Origin of the sequence: uncultured Candidatus Thioglobus sp. (assembly GCF_963981275.1) — a bacterium.
Classification (GTDB): Bacteria; Pseudomonadota; Gammaproteobacteria; order PS1; family Pseudothioglobaceae; genus Thioglobus_A.
Map to the genome: position 1 here is coordinate 1 of NZ_CAXCCZ010000027.1, position 17,949 is coordinate 17,949.

20 protein-coding genes are annotated in these 17,949 nt (G+C 40.3%); 7 read left to right on the forward strand and 13 right to left on the reverse strand.

What is annotated here, in order from left to right; all coding sequences use genetic code 11:
* The first annotated feature begins 295 nt into the window (after nt 1-295).
* Both ABNR88_RS05330 and ABNR88_RS05335 read left to right on the forward strand, forming a co-directional pair.
* Nucleotides 296-967 (forward strand): AzlC family ABC transporter permease, encoded by a 672-nt coding sequence (locus ABNR88_RS05330; protein WP_291928938.1) that lies wholly within the window; start codon nt 296-298, stop codon nt 965-967.
* Entirely contained in the window at nt 964-1,293 is a 330-nt protein-coding gene (locus tag ABNR88_RS05335; RefSeq protein ID WP_291928941.1) for an AzlD domain-containing protein, read from the forward strand. Before ABNR88_RS05330 ends, ABNR88_RS05335 begins: the two co-directional genes overlap by 4 nt.
* A gap of 270 nt (nt 1,294-1,563) precedes the next feature.
* On the opposite strand, the gene trxC is transcribed toward ABNR88_RS05335, so the two are convergent.
* The 3 genes from trxC to ABNR88_RS05350 form a co-directional block, all read right to left on the reverse strand.
* The gene (trxC, locus tag ABNR88_RS05340; protein WP_348670145.1) at nt 1,564-1,986 is read right to left on the reverse strand and encodes a thioredoxin TrxC; all 423 of its coding nucleotides are present in this window, start codon (nt 1,984-1,986) and stop codon (nt 1,564-1,566) included.
* A gap of 62 nt (nt 1,987-2,048) precedes the next feature.
* Nucleotides 2,049-2,714: a hypothetical protein gene (locus ABNR88_RS05345; protein WP_291928947.1), complete on the reverse strand. Its 666-nt coding sequence runs from the start codon at nt 2,712-2,714 to the stop codon at nt 2,049-2,051.
* Nucleotides 2,715-2,790: 76 nt separating this feature from the next.
* A complete protein-coding gene (locus tag ABNR88_RS05350) occupies nt 2,791-3,078 on the reverse strand; it encodes a rhodanese-like domain-containing protein (RefSeq protein ID WP_291928949.1) in 288 nt (95 codons plus the stop codon).
* Nucleotides 3,079-3,163: 85 nt separating this feature from the next.
* On the opposite strand from ABNR88_RS05350, the gene serS reads away from it, so the two are divergent.
* From serS to secF, 4 genes are read left to right on the forward strand one after another with little or no spacing between them, the layout of a single operon-like run.
* Entirely contained in the window at nt 3,164-4,453 is a 1,290-nt protein-coding gene (serS, locus tag ABNR88_RS05355; RefSeq protein ID WP_291928952.1) for a serine--tRNA ligase, read from the forward strand.
* A 12-nt stretch (nt 4,454-4,465) separates the two neighbouring features.
* The gene (gene yajC, locus ABNR88_RS05360) at nt 4,466-4,801 is read left to right on the forward strand and encodes a preprotein translocase subunit YajC (RefSeq protein ID WP_291928955.1); all 336 of its coding nucleotides are present in this window, start codon (nt 4,466-4,468) and stop codon (nt 4,799-4,801) included.
* 16 nt (nt 4,802-4,817) lie between these two features.
* The gene (secD, locus tag ABNR88_RS05365; RefSeq protein WP_291928957.1) at nt 4,818-6,671 is read left to right on the forward strand and encodes a protein translocase subunit SecD; all 1,854 of its coding nucleotides are present in this window, start codon (nt 4,818-4,820) and stop codon (nt 6,669-6,671) included.
* Nucleotides 6,668-7,594 (forward strand): protein translocase subunit SecF, encoded by a 927-nt coding sequence (gene secF, locus ABNR88_RS05370; RefSeq protein WP_291928958.1) that lies wholly within the window; start codon nt 6,668-6,670, stop codon nt 7,592-7,594. Before secD ends, secF begins: the two co-directional genes overlap by 4 nt.
* 79 nt (nt 7,595-7,673) lie before the next feature.
* Here secF and fabB read toward each other — a convergent pair whose 3' ends face one another.
* From fabB to ABNR88_RS05415, 9 genes are all read right to left on the reverse strand, one after another.
* The gene (fabB, locus tag ABNR88_RS05375; RefSeq protein WP_291928960.1) at nt 7,674-8,891 is read right to left on the reverse strand and encodes a beta-ketoacyl-ACP synthase I; all 1,218 of its coding nucleotides are present in this window, start codon (nt 8,889-8,891) and stop codon (nt 7,674-7,676) included.
* Nucleotides 8,891-9,397: a 3-hydroxyacyl-[acyl-carrier-protein] dehydratase FabA gene (gene fabA, locus ABNR88_RS05380; protein WP_291928963.1), complete on the reverse strand. Its 507-nt coding sequence runs from the start codon at nt 9,395-9,397 to the stop codon at nt 8,891-8,893. Before fabA ends, fabB begins: the two co-directional genes overlap by 1 nt.
* 36 nt (nt 9,398-9,433) lie before the next feature.
* Entirely contained in the window at nt 9,434-10,597 is a 1,164-nt protein-coding gene (locus ABNR88_RS05385) for an O-succinylhomoserine sulfhydrylase (protein ID WP_348670146.1), read from the reverse strand.
* A gap of 27 nt (nt 10,598-10,624) precedes the next feature.
* Nucleotides 10,625-12,142: an amidophosphoribosyltransferase gene (purF, locus tag ABNR88_RS05390; RefSeq protein ID WP_291928969.1), complete on the reverse strand. Its 1,518-nt coding sequence runs from the start codon at nt 12,140-12,142 to the stop codon at nt 10,625-10,627.
* 12 nt (nt 12,143-12,154) lie between these two features.
* The gene (locus ABNR88_RS05395; protein ID WP_291928972.1) at nt 12,155-13,003 is read right to left on the reverse strand and encodes a CvpA family protein; all 849 of its coding nucleotides are present in this window, start codon (nt 13,001-13,003) and stop codon (nt 12,155-12,157) included.
* 62 nt (nt 13,004-13,065) lie between these two features.
* Entirely contained in the window at nt 13,066-14,256 is a 1,191-nt protein-coding gene (locus ABNR88_RS05400) for a folylpolyglutamate synthase/dihydrofolate synthase family protein (protein ID WP_348670147.1), read from the reverse strand.
* Nucleotides 14,244-14,699, reverse strand: a complete 456-nt coding sequence (locus ABNR88_RS05405) for an FxsA family protein (RefSeq protein WP_291928977.1) — start codon at nt 14,697-14,699, stop codon at nt 14,244-14,246. Before ABNR88_RS05405 ends, ABNR88_RS05400 begins: the two co-directional genes overlap by 13 nt.
* A 1-nt stretch (nt 14,700) precedes the next feature.
* A complete protein-coding gene (gene trmB, locus ABNR88_RS05410; protein ID WP_291928981.1) occupies nt 14,701-15,390 on the reverse strand; it encodes a tRNA (guanosine(46)-N7)-methyltransferase TrmB in 690 nt (229 codons plus the stop codon).
* A complete protein-coding gene (locus tag ABNR88_RS05415) occupies nt 15,387-16,154 on the reverse strand; it encodes an exodeoxyribonuclease III (RefSeq protein WP_291928984.1) in 768 nt (255 codons plus the stop codon). Before ABNR88_RS05415 ends, trmB begins: the two co-directional genes overlap by 4 nt.
* A gap of 30 nt (nt 16,155-16,184) precedes the next feature.
* Here ABNR88_RS05415 and pyrE point away from each other — a divergent pair, with 30 nt between their 5' ends.
* Nucleotides 16,185-16,823, forward strand: coding sequence for an orotate phosphoribosyltransferase (pyrE, locus tag ABNR88_RS05420; protein WP_291928987.1), 639 nt, complete (start codon nt 16,185-16,187; stop codon nt 16,821-16,823).
* On the opposite strand, the gene ald is transcribed toward pyrE, so the two are convergent.
* Nucleotides 16,820-17,920, reverse strand: coding sequence for an alanine dehydrogenase (gene ald / locus ABNR88_RS05425; RefSeq protein WP_291928992.1), 1,101 nt, complete (start codon nt 17,918-17,920; stop codon nt 16,820-16,822). The genes pyrE and ald overlap by 4 nt on opposite strands.
* Between the last annotated feature and the right edge of the window lie 29 nt (nt 17,921-17,949).

Consider the following 17,949-nt stretch of genomic DNA (forward strand, 5'->3'; position numbering starts at 1 on the left):
GCCGATGGTAGTGTGGGGTCTCCCCATGTGAGAGTAGGACATTGCTAGGCTTTAATTCTAAAAACCCCCGGTCATCAATGATGCCGGGGGTTTTTTTTCGTCCCAACTAAATATACGCCCAACAAATGTATAAATACAGTATATTTATCAAAGATTTATTAGAGTAAAACTTGAGAGATTTAATATGTTGGATCATTTTTTTAAATTAATACAAAGAGAGGTCTCTGTAAAAACAGAGATAATTGCTATCAAGGCAAGCTTACAAAGTATCCTAACAGAATCCATTTTTTAATTGATGAATCAACAGACACTCAAGAGTACGTTCCCAGTTTTATTTGGTTATATACCTTTGGGAATGGCATTTGGCATGCTGTTTCAAGACTTAGGCTATGCCTGGTATTTTGCAACGTTGATGGCAATTGTTGTCTATGCGGGTGCTGCACAGTTTATGATTATTGGTTTATTGCTTGCGGGTGCTGGGCTACTTGAGATATTTGTAGCTATCTTGCTATTAAATTCTAGGCATATTTTTTATGGCTTATCACTGTTAAAAAAATATGGACAGTGGGATTTAAAGAAAATGTATTTAACCTTTGGTCTGACCGATGAGACTTATTCTTTAGTGACCACTATTAATCCGCCAAAAGATGCAAACCCCAAGGATTATTATTTCACCATCACCGCATTAAATCATAGTTACTGGATTATTGGCTGCACACTAGGTGCATGGATTGGCTCTAGTTTCCAAATCAACACCGAAGGAATGGATTTCGCCTTAACCGCTTTATTTGTTGTGTTACTGATAGAGCAATGGAAAAAAATTAAGGAGCCCTTGCCCTTTGTAATTGCTACTATTTCTTCTTCCGTGGCAATAATTATATTTTATGATCAAATGCTATTAGTCTCAATTATGCTGTCTATCATTGTTTTAATGCTGGCAAAACTAACTAAAGTTAATTCTCCATGACCGATACAGCTTACATATTGCAGGTTATTATCGTTATGATGTTGGCCACTTTTTCCACTAGATTGTTGCCATTTGTTTTCTTTAGTCATCGACATAATCATCCAACCATGGATTATATTGCTAAATATACCCCGCCAATGATCATGAGCATCTTGGTGTTATATGTTATGAAGGAGGTTGATTTCTCCGCCTTTGCAGGTGTTAGTACCATTATTTCAGTGTTGTTGACAGTGGTAATACACCTATGGAAGGGCAATCCATTGTTGAGTATATTTGGTGGTACCTTTTTCTATATGGCTTTGGTGCAGACAAATATACAAGGTTAGACGATTGGTTGATTTATGATAAAAATGGCGTATAAATTTTGATTTTTTAGTCATTATTAAAATTTGCCAATTTTTTCAATTTGATCTAATTGCCATGTTTTATTAGCTTTAAAAATCAGTTTTCAAGGCTTATTTGACTAACAAACACCATGGTTTCTGCGTTATTTAGCCAATCATATTATTTTAAAGAGTAAATTTTATACTTAGGGCTGGCTAAAATCACATAAGAATACGCATATTAAAAATTTCCGAAATTTTTAAAGGTTACACTTAAGTGTTCTGATTTACCCAATTAGTAAAATCTGGCGCATTTAGTGCACCCGATACGCGATCAATTTCTTTTCCATTTTTAAATAGCACCAAAGTGGGAATAGAGCGAATATTGTATTTGGTGGCAATGGTTTTCTCAGCCTCTGTTTCAATTTTTATAAAACGTGCTTTTGGCTCTAATTGACTAGCAACTTGTTTGAAAGTTGGGGCGAATTGTTGGCAAGGTCCACACCAAGTTGCCCAAAAATCCACCACCAAAAGCTCATCAGTTTTGTCAATTGCGCGAGTTAGTTGTGCGCCATTCATGGAGATTGGCTTTCCTTGATAAAGTGGATTTTTGCATTTTCCACAGTTTGGGTTATTGCTAAGTTTATTTTCGGGTATGTTGTTAAGTGCGCCGCAGCTTGTACACATGGTGATCATAAATAATTCCTAATATTATTGGTTATAAGAATTATCTATGGACGATTTATACTAATTACAAGCTAGATAATATGATCACTTGAAGATTCATTTTTATAATCAATATCTTGGCGAGTGGTTTGTCGTTTGGAACGCGGAACTTTATTCTTTTTTTGCTGAATTTTTTCTGCTGTAGAAACGATTTGCTGTACCGAAACCAGCTCTTTAACGCTTTTATTGAGCGCTTTAAAAGCTTTTGGCGCCTGAATTTCACACATTTGCTGAACAATCCATTTCTCATCTGCCGCAGTCATGGCTTGTTGAATTTTTTCGGCGAAATAACGCATGAACAAATAATTTGGCTCACCATCTTTAAATTCGTAATCACTATAATCTTGTGATCTGGCATTATAAGTTTGGATAAATTCTTGCCAGTGATCGCCCGGGCCAATACGCTCACCTTTGTTTTCATGGTAATAATCAGCAGATTGCTTGGCAAGTGCAATAATAAGCTCTTGACGTTTTTGTTGATCAAGAGTATCAAAGGTTAATCGATCAACGCATTGAATCAAGTAGCACAGGTATTCTTTAATGACATCAAAGACTTGCTCTTTTTCAATAACAAAAGCTTCGTTGATTAAGTCTTCGAGTTGATTTTTTGTAATGCGCCAAGAATTAAAAGCAAGCGCCCCGGCAATGTCATCAATGGTTTTTACCTGGTTTTTGTGCCAGGTGCTTTTAACTCTCATTGCAATTACTCTTTTTGGTTGTTATGAGAATTTTAACAAGCAATGTGGATAGCGTTGCTAGTAATTGAGCGAGAAGTTATTCGCAGTTGTAGTTTTTGAATGAGCCCAAATCATGCACTTCATCAAAGCCCATTTGCACAAGATAATTTTTCGCTGTTGCAGAGCGAGCACCGCTTAAACAGTACAAGATAATTGCTTTATCTTTGTCAATAACATTATTAGCATTCATAATACCTTGAAGTGGCAAACTGATCGCGTTTGGCAGGGCGCCACGAGAAAATTCTGCCGCTGTGCGAACGTCTACAAGTTGTGCGCCATCGGCCAATAGTTTGCATGCATCAGCAGATGAAAAAGAGTTAAACATAGTATAATTTCCTGAAGTAAGTTTTATTTGAAATCTTTGGGTCAATAAGAAATTCAAATCAATATAAGGAAACCATTATATAACAATGCTAAGTAAAAAGCAACTAAGAAATGATGTCGAAGCAGTCGCACAAGCACTTAAAAAGCGCAACTTTTCTTTTGATATCAAGGCCTTAACCGAGTTAGAAAATAATCGAAAAAAAAATCAAGTTAAAACTCAAGAGTTGCAAAATTCTCGCAACACTCAGTCTAAGTCTATTGGTAAAGCCAAAGCGGCCGGTGAAGATATTAAACCACTATTGGATGCGGTTTCCAACTTGGGTGATGAGCTAGATGGTGCAAAGGCTGAGCTGCAAGAAATTCAATCACAAATTGATGCCATTACCTTGTCAATGCCAAATATTCCTCATGAGTCGGTGCCTGCTGGTAACTCTGAAGATGACAATGTTGAGGTTTCAACTTGGGGTGAGCCAGGTGTTTATGATTTTAAGGTAAAGGATCATGTTGATTTAGGCGCTATGCACGGCTTGGATTTTGAAACTGCTGCTAAGATTTCGGGCTCAAGATTCTCAGTCATGACGGGTAAGATGGCGCGTCTACATCGTGCGTTAACTCAGTTTATGATTGATCAACATAGTGAGAAAAATGGCTATGTTGAAGCTTATGTGCCGTATTTGGTAAATGCTGAGTCTTTAACAGGCACAGGGCAATTGCCAAAGTTTGAAGCTGATTTATTTAAAACCCACTTACATGGTGAAGAGGGTGAGGCTAAAACGCTTTATTTGATTCCTACCGGTGAAGTTCCAATTACCAATATGATGCGTGACACCATGGTTAACGAAAAAGACTTGCCACTAAAATTTGTTGGCCATACACCTAGTTTTAGATCTGAAGCAGGTGCTTATGGGCGTGATACACGTGGCCTGATTCGCCAGCATCAATTTGAGAAAGTAGAATTGGTGCAAGTGGTTAAGGCGCAGGATTCTTACCAGGCTCTTGAAGTGCTTACGTCTCATGCTGAGGGTGTTTTGCAAGCGCTAGAATTGCCCTATCGTAAGGTAAACTTGTGTGCAGGTGATCTTGGGTTTTCTGCTGCTAAGACTTACGATTTAGAGGTTTGGTTGCCGGGACAAAGTGCGTACCGAGAAATTTCTTCATGCTCATGCTTTGAAGATTTTCAATCGCGCCGTTTGCAACTAAGATACAAAAATAAAGAAACTAATAAACCAGAATTATTACACACACTTAATGGCTCCGGCCTTGCTGTGGGACGTACTTTGGTTGCCGTGTTAGAAAACCATCAGCAAGCTGATGGCAGTATTAAAATTCCTGCTGTGTTGCAAAGCTACATGGGCGGACTACAAATCATTAATTAATAGGAGAAAAAAATGAATTTATTAGATTTAATTATTACCCCTGCATTTGCAGAAGAGGCGGCTACTGGTGCAGGTGACCCTTTAGGCGGATTGCCGTTTTTAATTATCATGTTTGTGCTGATGTATTTTTTACTCATCAGACCTCAGCAAAAACGCGCCAAAGAGCATAAAGTTTTATTGGGTACCTTAAAAACGGGTGATGAAGTTGTAACTAATGGTGGTGTTGTTGGTACAGTCGCTTCAGTAGACGAGTCTTTTGCTACGTTAGAAATTGCAAAAAATGTTGTGGTTAAGGTGCAGAAACAAGGCATTAACCAAAAATTACCAAAAGGTAGTGCCAAAATTTAACTAATCCGAGTTTGTTATGAATCAATTCTCTGCGCTAAAAAATACTTTAATCGCATTCTTTTTATTGCTATCAGCGTTATACGCTTTGCCTAATGTTTTTGGATCAGACTTGGCGGTGCAAATTTCTGCTGCAGGTGATGCGGCCATTGCCCAGTCAGACTTAGATAAAGTAAAGGCGACACTTGAAAGTAATAAAGTTAGGTATAAATCAGTTGAATTAGTTGGTCGTCGAGTATTGGCTAGATTTGAGGATAATAAGTCTCAATTAGGTGCCAAGGAAGTTTTAAAGCAGGAGATGGGGCGTAATTATGTGGCTGCACTTAACTTGGCACCATCTATCCCTGCTTGGCTGTCAGATTTAGGTGGTAAGGCGATGTCGCTTGGCTTGGATCTTCGTGGCGGCGTGCATTTTCTGCTAGAAGTGGATATGCAGGCAGTTGCCAATATGTCACTGGATAAATCTTATAACGAATTACGAACGTTGCTTCGACAAGATCGATTGTACAAGAGTATTAATAAAGAGAAAGAGTCGCTATTAGTGCACTTCAAAACTCTAGCGGCAAAAGAAGCGGGGTTAAGTCTAATTAAATCTGAATTAGGTGATTTAGTTATTCTGGACGTGACTCACGAAAATGAATTGTACGTGAGTGTTGGTATTGAAAAAGGCGCTTTGGCCGAAGCCAAAAGTAATGCGCTTAAGCAAAATATTACCACGTTAAGAAACCGAGTGAATGAGCTGGGTGTGGCAGAACCTATTATTCAACAGCAAGGGCTAGAGCGTATTGTTGTGCAACTACCAGGTGTACAAGATACGGCTAGAGCTAAAGAAATTTTGGGCGCAGTGGCAACGCTAGAATTTCGTCTAGTTGATGAGAAAAATGATCCACAAACTGCAATTCAATCAGGCAGAGCGCCGATTGGATCCAAGCTTTATTATTTTAGAGATGGGCGTCCATTATTATTAAAAACTCGTGTTATTGCTACGGGAGAGAATATTACAGGTGCAGCCTCTGGCGTTGATTCTGAGAATGCCACGCCAATGGTTAATATTACATTGGATAGTGCTGGTGGTCGAGCAATGCTAGATACCACCAAAAGATATTTACATCATCGTATGGCTGTTGTATTTATTGAAAATAAAGTTGAGACTGTTTTAGAGAATGGCAAGATGGTTAAGAATCGTTCCAAAACACAAGACATTATTAATGCTGCGACGATCCAGGGTACGTTCTCATCAAGATTCCAGATTACAGGTATTGATAGTGCTCGCGAAGCAAGGAACTTAGCACTTTTATTAAGAGCGGGCTCACTTTCAGCACCAATTGAAATTATTGAGGAGCGTACGATTGGTCCGAGCCTTGGTGCGGATAATATTGCCAAAGGCGTCATGAGTGTGATTGTTGGTTTTATCTTGGTATTGTTCTTTATGGCGTTTAGATACCGAGTTTTTGGCTTGGTGGCCAATGTGGCTTTGACACTCAATCTGGTCATGATTGTTGCTGTATTATCCTTACTTCAGGCGACGCTAACGTTGCCAGGTATTGCCGGTATCGTACTAACAGTGGGCATGGCAGTTGATGCGAATGTGTTGATTTTTGAGCGTATTAAAGAAGAATTAGGCTCAAATAGCAATATTCAAAAGTCCATTGCTGCAGGTTATGACAAGGCCGTTCTAACGATTGCAGATGCAAATATCACAACGTTGATTGCTGCATTAGTACTCTTTAGTTTTGGCACGGGCCCTATTAAAGGTTTCGCCATCACCTTGTCTATTGGCATTGTTACCTCGATGTTTACAGCTATCATTGTTTCACGCGCTATGATTAATAAGATTTATGGTGGTAAAAAATTAGAGGAGATATCAATATGAGTCTTAAAGCTTTAAATATTCCAACGATTGACTTTGTTGGCAAGCGCACTTATGCGATTATTTTTTCAGCTATGTTGATTGTGCTGAGTATTTTTTCATTAACGACTAACGGTCTAAAATTGGGTATCGACTTTACTGGCGGTACGTTGATTGAGGTTGGCTACAAACAAGGCGTGGATCTGGCCGAAGTTAGAGCAACACTGTCTGGAGCAGGCTTTAATAAGGCTAATGTGCAGTACTTTGGTTCAACCAATGAAATATTGATTCGCCTTGAGCCACAGGCTATTTCAAGCGCTAAGCTTAGTACTAAAATCATCCAATTACTGGGTAATGATGTTGATATTCGTCGAGTTGAATTTGTTGGTCCTAAGGTTGGCGAAGAATTAACGAATGACGGCGGCCTGGCTATGCTGTATGCATTAATTGGTATTTTGATTTATGTTGCATTTCGTTTTGAATATCGATTTTCCTTGGGCTCTATTGCCGCTCTAATTCATGATGTTATTATTACCCTGGGCTTTTTCTCTTTGTTTCAATTTGAATTTGATTTAACCGTATTGGCAGCTATTTTGGCTGTTATTGGTTACTCATTGAATGATACCATTGTTGTGTTTGATCGAATTCGTGAGAATTTCCTCTCAACACGCCATGTTGATCCTTCAAAAATTATTAATGGCGCGCTAAACCAAACCTTATCTAGAACGATTATGACGTCATTAACCACTTTACTAGTGTTGTTAGCCCTGTTCTTTTTAGGTGGCGAGATTATTCATAGTTTTGCCATGGCATTATTAATTGGTGTACTAATCGGCACCTACTCTTCCATTTATGTAGCGAGCTCTATGATTCTTGCTATGGGTATTACCAAAGAGGATATGCTGCCTTCTGAGAAGGAAAAACAAGAGATTGATACTAGACCCTAGTTAACTCTTATTAAGCACTTCCGAATCTAAAAAAAGGCCGCTAATAAAGCGGCCTTTTTTTAGTTTTTGACGTTTAGATTTACTGCTTAAACTTTTCAAATACCAAACAGGCATTGGTTCCACCAAAGCCAAAGCTATTCGACATAACTCGATTAATTGATTGTATGGTAGTTGATTGTACGATAGGCACACCTTCAGCGGCCTCATCAAGATTCTCAATATTAACAGATTCAGCCATAAAGTCATTTTGCAGCATAAGTAGCGAATAAATAGCTTCATTAACGCCAGCTGCACCGAGAGCGTGTCCTGATAAAGACTTGGTTGAGCCGACATTAGGCACATTGTCACCAAAGACTTCTTTAATTGCGCCCAACTCTTTGACATCACCAACAGGGGTTGAAGTGCCATGTGCATTGATATAATCGATAGGACCATCAACTGTAGAAATGGCAAGCTCCATACAGCGCTTTGCGCCTTCGCCAGATGGTGCAACCATGTCGTAGCCATCAGAAGTGGCACCATAGCCCGTGAGTTCAGCCAGGATTGTTGCACCACGTGCTTCAGCATGCTCTAATGATTCAAGCACTAGAGCACCACCACCACCAGAAATCACAAATCCATCACGATCGGCATCGTAAGCACGAGAGGCTTTTTCAGGGGTTTCATTGTATTTGCTAGAGAGTGCACCCATTGCATCAAATAACATGGTGAGCGACCAATCAAGCTCTTCGCCACCACCGGCAAATACTACATCTTGCTTGCCTAGCTGGATTTGCTCCATGGCATTACCAATACAGTGGGCAGAGGTGGAACAGGCCGAGCTAATTGAATAGTTAATGCCCTTGATTTTGAACATGGTTGAAAGGCAAGCCGAGGTGGTTGAGCCCATTGTGCGTGGAACGCGGTAAGGGCCAACTCGCTTAATGCCTTTATCTCTAAGAATATCTGCTGCTTCAACCACATTTTGATTGGATGCACCACCTGATCCCATAATAAGGCCGGTTCTTGGGTCAGATACTTGCTCTGGAGTTAAGCCTGATTGTTTAATGGCCTCATCTAGTGCGACCGCATTGTAAATAGCAGCATCTGCCATGAAGCGCTTCATCTTTCGATCAATGATCTCACTTGAATCTATTTCAGCGATTTGGCCAGAAACATGAGATCTAAGCCCCATTTCAGCTTGTTTTTCATCAAACTTAATACCAGATTTTGCTGTTTTTAAAGATTCTAAAACTTCATTGCAATTTGCGCCTAAGCTAGAAACAATACCCATTCCGGTGATAACAACTCTATTCATTAGAATGCGCTCGTGTCAGTAAAAAGGCCAACTTTTAGATCTTTGGCTTCATAAATAATTTTGCCATCAACTTCCATGGTGGCGTCGCCAATACCCATGTAGAGTTTACGTGCGATAACACGCTTAAGGCTAATTCGGTAGGTGACTTTTTTAGCCGTTGGTAAAACCTGGCCAGTAAACTTAATACTACCACCCAGTGCGCGTCCACGCCCTGGACCACCTAACCAGCCTAAATGAAAGCCGATTAGTTGCCACATGGCATCTAGACCTAAACAGCCAGGCATTACAGGGTCGTTATTAAAGTGGCAGCCAAAAAACCACAAATCAGGGTTAACATCAAGCTCAGCAACAATTTCACCTTTACCGAACTCGCCGCCTTCGTCAGAAATGTGTGTGATTCTATCGAACATTAGCATAGGAGGCTGTGGCAACTGAGCATTACCCGGTCCAAAAAGTTCGCCATTGCCACATTGAATTAATTCTTCGTATGAATATGAGTTTTGCATAGATTTACCTTATGTCATTTTTGATGAAATTATACATCAAAGTCCTTTGTTTATATCTGCTATCAAGTCGTTGACATCTTCCAGTCCAATGGAAAGTCTGACCAGTCCTTCGGAAATATTAGTGCTTGATTTTTCTTCATCTGTTAGCCTGCCGTGTGTAGTGGTTGCTGGGTGTGTAATGGTTGACTTTGTATCGCCTAAGTTAGCTGTAATTGAGAAAACCTCGGTAGCGTTAATGAGTTTGAATGCTGCTTTTTGACCACCTTTGAGTTCAAATGAAACAATGCCGCCAAATCCAGATTGTTGACGCTTGGCTAGTGAGTGGTGTGCGTGTGACTCTAGACCTAAGTAGTGAACTTTTTCTACAGATTTTTGTTGCTCTAGCCAGGTTGCTATTTTCATGGCATTATCTGAGTGTGCCTTCATTCTTAAGCTGAGTGTATCCAAGCCTTTGAGTACAATCCAGGCATTAAAGGCACTTAAACTCGGGCCTGTGGCGCGTACAAAGCCATGCACTTGCTCAATAATATCTTCAGTAGCTAATACTGCGCCCGCTAAGCAGCGCCCCTGGCCGTCAATATATTTGGTGGCAGAGTGAATAACAATATCTGCCCCCAGGGTGATTGGATTTTGTAGCGCCGGTGTTAAGATGGCATTATCCACTGCTAACAAAATATCGTTTGCTTTGGAGATTTTGCTGAGCGCGGTAATATCAACTACTTGGCCTAGTGGGTTAGAAGGGGTTTCTAACAAAAATAGTTTGGTGTTGTCATTAATAGATGCTTCCCAGGCCGATAGGTCAGGTAAATCAACATAGCTTATTTGGATGTCAAACTTAGCAACAATGGTATTCAATAGTACGATTGTGGTGCCAAACATGCTACGAGAGGCGACAATGTGGTCACCTGATTTTAAGAGAGCCATTAAGGTGGCAAAAATTGCAGCCATGCCACTTGAAGTGGCAACACAGGATTGTGCACCTTCAAGTGCTGCTAGTTTTTTCTCAAAAGCATCTACTGTTGGATTAGTGAATCGTGCATAAATATTGCCAGGATCTTCTTGAGAAAATCGATTGGCCGCCTGTTCAGCTGAGGTAAATACAAAGCTTGAAGTCATAAAGATAGCTTCAGAGTGCTCTTGTTCGTCAGTTATTCGATAGCCTTCTCGAATCGCTTTAGTGTTGAAATTTAAGGTTGTCATTAAATTTAAAAAATTAGCAAATAAAGTTTATTCTACATCATTGCAGATAAGTTCAGAGCTTTCGTTGGTGTTGTTCTTTTCTTTGACTGAGTCCGCTCTAACTGCTTCAATGTCGTTTAGATATTTTTGGTTGATGTCACCGGTGACATACTCTCCATTAAAGCAAGAGCAATCAAATTCAGTGATTTTCATATTACCTTGCTGAACACACCAGATTAAATCATCCAAATCTTGATAAATTAATCGGTCAGCGCCAATGGTTTTACATACCTCTTCTGTGGTTTTATTGTGGGCTACAAATTCTTTCTCACTGGCCATATCAATGCCGTACACATTAGGATGGCGAACGGCAGGTGCGGCCGAGGCAAAGAAGACTTTTTTAGCGCCAGCATCTCGCGCCATTTTGACAATTTGCTCACTGGTTGTGCCTCTGACAATTGAGTCGTCTACCAGTAGAACATTTTTATCCTTGAACTCGAGGCCGATAGCACTAAGCTTTTGTCTAACAGATTTTTTACGTAATTTCTGCCCTGGCATGATAAATGTGCGAGCAATATAACGATTTTTGATTAATCCTTCCGAGTACTTGATTTGTAGCTCATTGGCTAGTTGTAAAGCTGAGACACGTGAAGTATCAGGAATAGGGATAACAACATCAATCTTCTCATCACCCCATTCTTTGTGAATTTTAGCCGCTAGACGCTCACCCATTCTAAGTCTGGTTTTATAGACAGAAATATCATCAATTACGGAATCAGGTCTGGCGAAGTAGACAAATTCAAAGATACATGGGGAGTATTTTGGCGCCTCAGCGCATTGTTGTACAAAAATATTTCCCTGGCGATCAATGACCACTGCCTCACCAGGTTTGACATCTTGAGTTATTTCATAACCAAGGGCTGTTAGTGCAACGCTTTCTGAGGCAAGCATGTGTTTCGTTCCGCCTTTTGTGGTGCGCTTTCCAAGGATTAGCGGGCGAATTCCATTTGGATCTCTAAAGCCAAAAATACCAAATCCTGGAATAATGCCAATGGTGGCGTATGCGCCACGGACGCGTTTATGAACTTGTTTAACTGAAGCAAAAACATCTTGTTCGTTAATGTGTTGTTTTTGTTGTTTAGCCAATTCACTGGCAAAAATATTTAACAAAATTTCAGAATCGGAGTTGGTGTTAATATGTCTACGATCTTGTTCGAATAACTCTTTCGCCAACTCCTTAGTATTGGTCAAATTTCCATTATGAGCAAAAGCAATGCCATACGGAGAGTTAACATAAAAAGGCTGTGCTTCTGCGCCACTTGAGCTGCCTGCGGTTGGGTAGCGCACATGTCCAATACCCATATCGCCTAGCAAAGACGCCATATGTCTAGTTCTGAAAGAGTTCTTAACCAAGCCATTTGACTTTCGCATGTAGAGTCGGCCTTTGTGGGCGGTGACAATACCTGCGGCATCTTGACCTCGATGTTGAAGAATGGTTAGGGCGTCATAAATATAGACCGCCGTGTCTTTTTTAGTGGTAGAAAGAATGCCAACAATGCCGCACATAAAAGGGTTTCCTTATTCGTTTTCGATAAATAGTAAGTGTTCTGACAAAGCAGGTTTAATGTCTGAGGCGACATCTTGAAAAGTTCTTAATGCGCCATTAGCTTCAATCCAGTAGTGTTGTTGAGAGATGCTATCAATACTTTGAAATACTAGCACCATAATCAAGATAGCCAAACTACCTTTAACTAGCCCAACCAATAGACCGCCTAAATTATTGCTATTACCACTAATATTTTTAGCGTTTAGTGCTTGATCGAGCGTGCTCAGTGTATCAAGAATTTTTTTAAATAATGTTGATAGAGCACAAGGTTTTGACGAGTCAATTGAAATATTTAGCATATTAGAAATACTGGCACATGTGCCGATAATAATGGCAAAAGTGATGATAAAAGATAGGCCAATCCGTATTGAGTTATTGGTGATGACAATTTCCATAATGCCCAAATTGGCAATAATATCTAAATAATACCAACTTACAATTGCGGCAATACCTAGAAATACAAAATAGGCAAAAAGCTTATTTAAAGCGCAAGGATTGCTAACCTTAGATGAAATGTCAGTCAGTTTGTAAAGTGCTTTTTTAATGAGTAACACACCAACAAAAATTATGCCAAAGGCAATGGCCATATGGGACTGATGAGAAAGTAGTAGCCAAGTAATGGCATCACTCACTGCTAGAGGCTGATAAAACAACCAGGCAAGCACAATGGAAAGTAGTAAAAAAGCAAGACTAATCAGCTCTTTTGCCATGCCTCGTTTAAAGCCCATTACCAAAAATGCGGCCAAAATAGCCAGAGTTGCCCAATCGGACCAAGCTAATAAGCTGACCATATTCCAGATATTTGCAAAAAACTCATTCATCGATCCTCTCCACAGAACGTTTTGTTATATGCGGTAATTTTACAAGATTTTCCAATCATGCATTACTTAAGTACCTTTAATGCATCCGCCACAACATGGAAAGAGCCAAAAACGATAATACGTTGATTAGAACGTTGCTGTAGTGCTTGCTCAATTGCCGAACTCATGCTTTGGCAGCTGCGAACACTCTCTTTAAGTGGGAACTGATCGACTAAAAAACTCATATCAGCGGCACGATGAACAGTTAGTGGTGCTAGTAGCCATTGGTCAATGAGTGGAGAGATGGCCTTAATCATTGATGAGATGTTTTTATCTTTTAAAGCTGAAAAAATTGCCAAAGTAGGCTGCTCATCCTTGGCCAGCTCTTTAGTTAAAGCTTTTACAGCTGCTTCATTGTGTGCCACATCAAAAATAAACTGCTTGTTGTTAATATTTTTTATTTGAAATCGGCCGTTTAGCTGGGCGGTTGCCAAGCCTTGCTGGATTGTCTGCTTACTAACCTTGAATTTATTATTGAGCTTGTCAACACATAAAGCAGCCAAAGCGGCGTTTTGCTGTTGGTGTTCACCTTTAAGTGATATTAGCCCAGTATAAGGATGTTGTACAAATTCTAACCAAGCACCTATCGTATTAGCGTACCTTGTTATTGAGTCTGGCGGGTTGACATCGCCACAGACGCAAGGTGTGTTAGCGCGCATAATACCTGATTTTTCATGACCAATAAGCTCGCGCGTATCTCCTAAATAGTCTACGTGGTCAATGGCAATATTGGTGATAACAGCGACATCAGTATTAACGACATTAGTTGAATCCAGTCGTCCACCCAAGCCCACCTCTAAAATAGCAATATCAACCTTTTGTTTGGCAAAAATAAGTAGAGCAGCAAGCGTTGAAAACTCAAAATAGGTTAGCGAAATATCTCCTCGAACCAACTCAATTTGTTCAAAAGCTGTACAGATTTGACCATCAGTCGCTTGGGCGTTGTTAACGCTAAAGCGCTCATTGTAATTTAAAATATGAGGCGAGGTGAATTTAGCAACCTTAAAAGGGCTTTTTTGATAAATACTTTCAATAAAGGCGATGGTTGAGCCTTTACCATTAGTACCTGCAACCGTAATAGTGGCAAAGGGTACGCCATTGGGAAATAGTTTTGTATAAACACGCTGGATGCGTTCCAGCCCTAAGTCTATCTCTTGAGAGTGTAAGTTTTCTTGCCAGGTGAGCCATTGGCTCAGATTCTTTAATCCTCCCAAAACTCACCCTCTAGGGTTTCGTTTTTTTGACCTGCGCCTGATTCTTTTTGATTTTGAGATTTATGTGTAAAAGTGGTGGAGTTTTTTGTGAATATTTTCTGTGCATTTTTTTTCAACATATTGTCGATAAAATAAGCTCTAGAAAAAGGCATTAACCCCAATAATCCGATGGTATCAGTAATAAATCCAGGGGTTAGTAGTAGTACGCCTGAAATTAGTATCACCACTCCTTCAAGCATTTCAAATGCAGGTGTCTGGCCGTTAGCCATAGCATTTTGAGCTTTGGCCATGGTTGACCAGCCTTGTTGTTTGAGTAGAGTTGAGCCAACTAGTGCGGTAATAACCACTAATAAAATTGTGGAAAAGCCACCAATAGATTCGCCTACCGAAACCAATACATAAATTTCGAGCAAGGTCATTATTACAAATAAAGGAAAAATCATTTTATTTCTCGTTAGTGAATATCAAATCCCAAACGCCATGTCCTAGTCGTTCGCCACGTCTTTCAAATTTGGTAATCGGACGTCGCTCGGGTCTTACTGAATAGGTATGGGCGTTTAGTGTGTTTTTAAAGTGGGTATGTTTTTCAAGTGTCTCCATCATCTGTTGCGCATAATGCTCCCAGTCAGTTGCCATGTGCACAAAGCCGCCATCAATCAACTTCTCAGATATCATATCCATAAATTCATTTTGTACAATGCGACGCTTGTGATGTTTTTTCTTGTGCCAAGGATCGGCAAAATATAGTTGAAATCCAGCTAAACTGCTGGCTGAAATATTGTTGCTGAGTATATCAACAGCATCTTCTTTGATAATTTTAAGGTTGGTTAAATTGTTTTTATGCGCTTCATTAATTAAGCGCCCGACACCCGCTTCATAAACCTCAATTCCTAAAAAATTATGGTGCGGCTCGTTGATGGCCATCTGAAGCAAGGAGTCACCATTGCCAAAGCCAACTTCCAAAATAATGTCTTGTTGCTTGTGAAATACCGCATTAAGATCAATAGCTTGGCCTGCTTCAGGTTCAATGCCATATTGAGACCAGAGGTCGTTAAGGCCATATTTCTGCCCCGCACTTAAGCGCCCAGAGCGCCTAACAAAGCTTTGTATCGTTCGGTTGGTATTGTCACTCATAGGTTGTAATCAATGATTAAGGGTGAATGGTCAGAAAAGCGCTCATCTTTATAAACAGATGCGGCCTTAACTGTCCCTTTAAGTTTTTCACTTAAAATTTGATAATCAATGCGCCAACCCGTGTTGTTAGCCCAGGCTTGACCACGGTTCGACCACCAAGTATATTGCCCTGCTTCTTGATTAACCTCTCTGAAAGCATCAATGTATTGCGCCTCATCAAACAGCTGATCCATCCAGGCGCGTTCTTCTGGTAAGCAGCCAGAGCGTTTCTTGTTGCTGGTAAAGTTTTTAATGTCAATCTCTTTATGAACAATATTGACATCGCCACAAATAATGTAGTCACGTCCATCCGTCTGAAGCGCTTTAAGGTAAGGCATAAATCTATTGACCATAAAGTCCATCTTGTAATCCTGGCGTTCTTGTTTGGCTGAACCAGAAGGAATGTAGATTGAAATAACGCTTAAACTGCCAAAATCTGCTTGAATAAAGCGCCCTTCAAAATCAAAATCTTCCCAAGGGCTGAAAATAACTCGATCGGGCTTTTGTTTGCAGTATAGCCCCGTTCCGCTATAGCCTTTGCGTTCCGCTGGCTTATAGTAAGTATGGATATTTTCAGGATAAAATCGCTCATCCAACTGCTCTTCTTGGGCCTTGATTTCTTGCACGCAAACAACATCAGCATCTTGAATTTTCATCCAGTCAAAAAAACCTTTTCGTTCAGCTGCACGAATGCCATTGACATTAGCCGTTATAATTCTCTTCATTGGAAATATTTTAATGATTTAGAGGAATGTATGGAACAGTATCAAAAAGACTTTGTAGATTTTATGTTAGAAATTGGCGCGTTAAAATTTGGTGAATTTACACTGAAATCAGGCAGGGTGAGTCCTTACTTTTTTAATGCGGGCGCTTTTAACACGGGTGAGCACTTATCAAAATTGGGCAAGTTCTACGCACAAGCTATTCAGGTTAGCGAACTGGAGTTTGATGTGTTATTTGGCCCTGCCTACAAAGGCATTCCGCTAGCAACCGCTACAGCGATGGCGCTTAATGATTCATTTGGTATAAATGTACCTTATAGTTTTAACCGTAAAGAAGCCAAAACCCATGGTGAAGGTGGCGATATTGTTGGCCATGCACTAGAAAAGGAAGTGTTAATTATTGATGATGTGATTACTGCAGGCACTGCAATTCGTGAAGCGATGGATATTATTGATGCAAATGGTGCAACTGCCAAAGGCGTGATTGTGGCAGTTGATCGTCAAGAAAAAGGCAAGGGTGATAAATCGGCCATTCAAGAGGTGGAAGAGAATTTTGGCATTACAGTGTTAAGTATTATCAATCTTGGTCATCTTATTGATTACTTAAAGCAGGGTAATGATGAAGCGTTAATTGAGCGTATTGAGGCGTATCGAAATCAATACGGCGTTTAGTTGAAAAATTCATAACCCAGGCTCTCAGCAACAGCTTTGTGCCTTATTTTTCCTTGATGAATATTAAGGCCATTTTTTAAGTGTTGATCTTCTAACATGGCCTGATTCCAGCCTTTATTGGCAATATTTTGGATAAATGGCAGGGTAGTGTTGGTCAGTGCTAGGGTGGCAGTCTTTGCAACTGCACCAGGCATATTGCCCACGCAGTAATGAATAATCCCGTCCACGACATAGGTGGGGTTGTCATGTGTGGTGACTTTTGAGGTTTCAAAACATCCGCCTTGATCAATAGACACATCCACTAATACCGAGCCTTTCTTCATGAGTTTGAGCATGGGTTTGGTGATAAGTTTGGGCGCTTTTGCGCCAGCGACCAATGCAGCGCCTATGACTAAATCTGCATGCACTAGATGATGTTTGATATTTTTTGATGTAGATAGATCAAGCGACAGTTTTGATGCATGTTGCTGTTGAAAAGTGGTGAGATAATCTAGGATTTGTCGATCTAGAATGGTTACCTCAGCACCCATGCCGAGCGCCACCTCTGCTGCATTCATGCCAACTACTCCACCGCCAATTACTAAGACTTTTGCAGGCTCTACGCCGCTAGCGCCACTCAGCAATACGCCTGAGCCTCCTTGGGTTTTTTCAAGGTGGTGGGCGCCTGACTGGATTGACATTCGACCGGCCACTTCACTCATGGGTTTTAATAGCGGTAGGCGTCCATTGGCATCGGTAATAGTTTCATAGGCAATACAGGTTGCACCTGACTTAATGAGTAGTTCAGTTTGTATGGGGTCTGCAGCTAAATGCAGATAAGTAAATAGTAGTTGACCCTTTTTTAACAATGCACATTCATCTGGCTGAGGCTCTTTTACTTTGATGATCATTTCCGCCTGATCAAATACGTGCTGGGCAGATGCCACAATCTTAGCGCCCGATGCTTGATAGTCAAGATCTGAAAAACCAACCGCCTCACCCGCATGAGATTGGACAAGTACTTGATGTCCAGAATCGACTAGTCTAGCAGCACCCTCAGGGGTGAGAGAGACGCGATACTCATGAATTTTAATTTCTTGTGGAATGCCGATAATCATGCTAATATTGTAGTATGAATAATGCACGA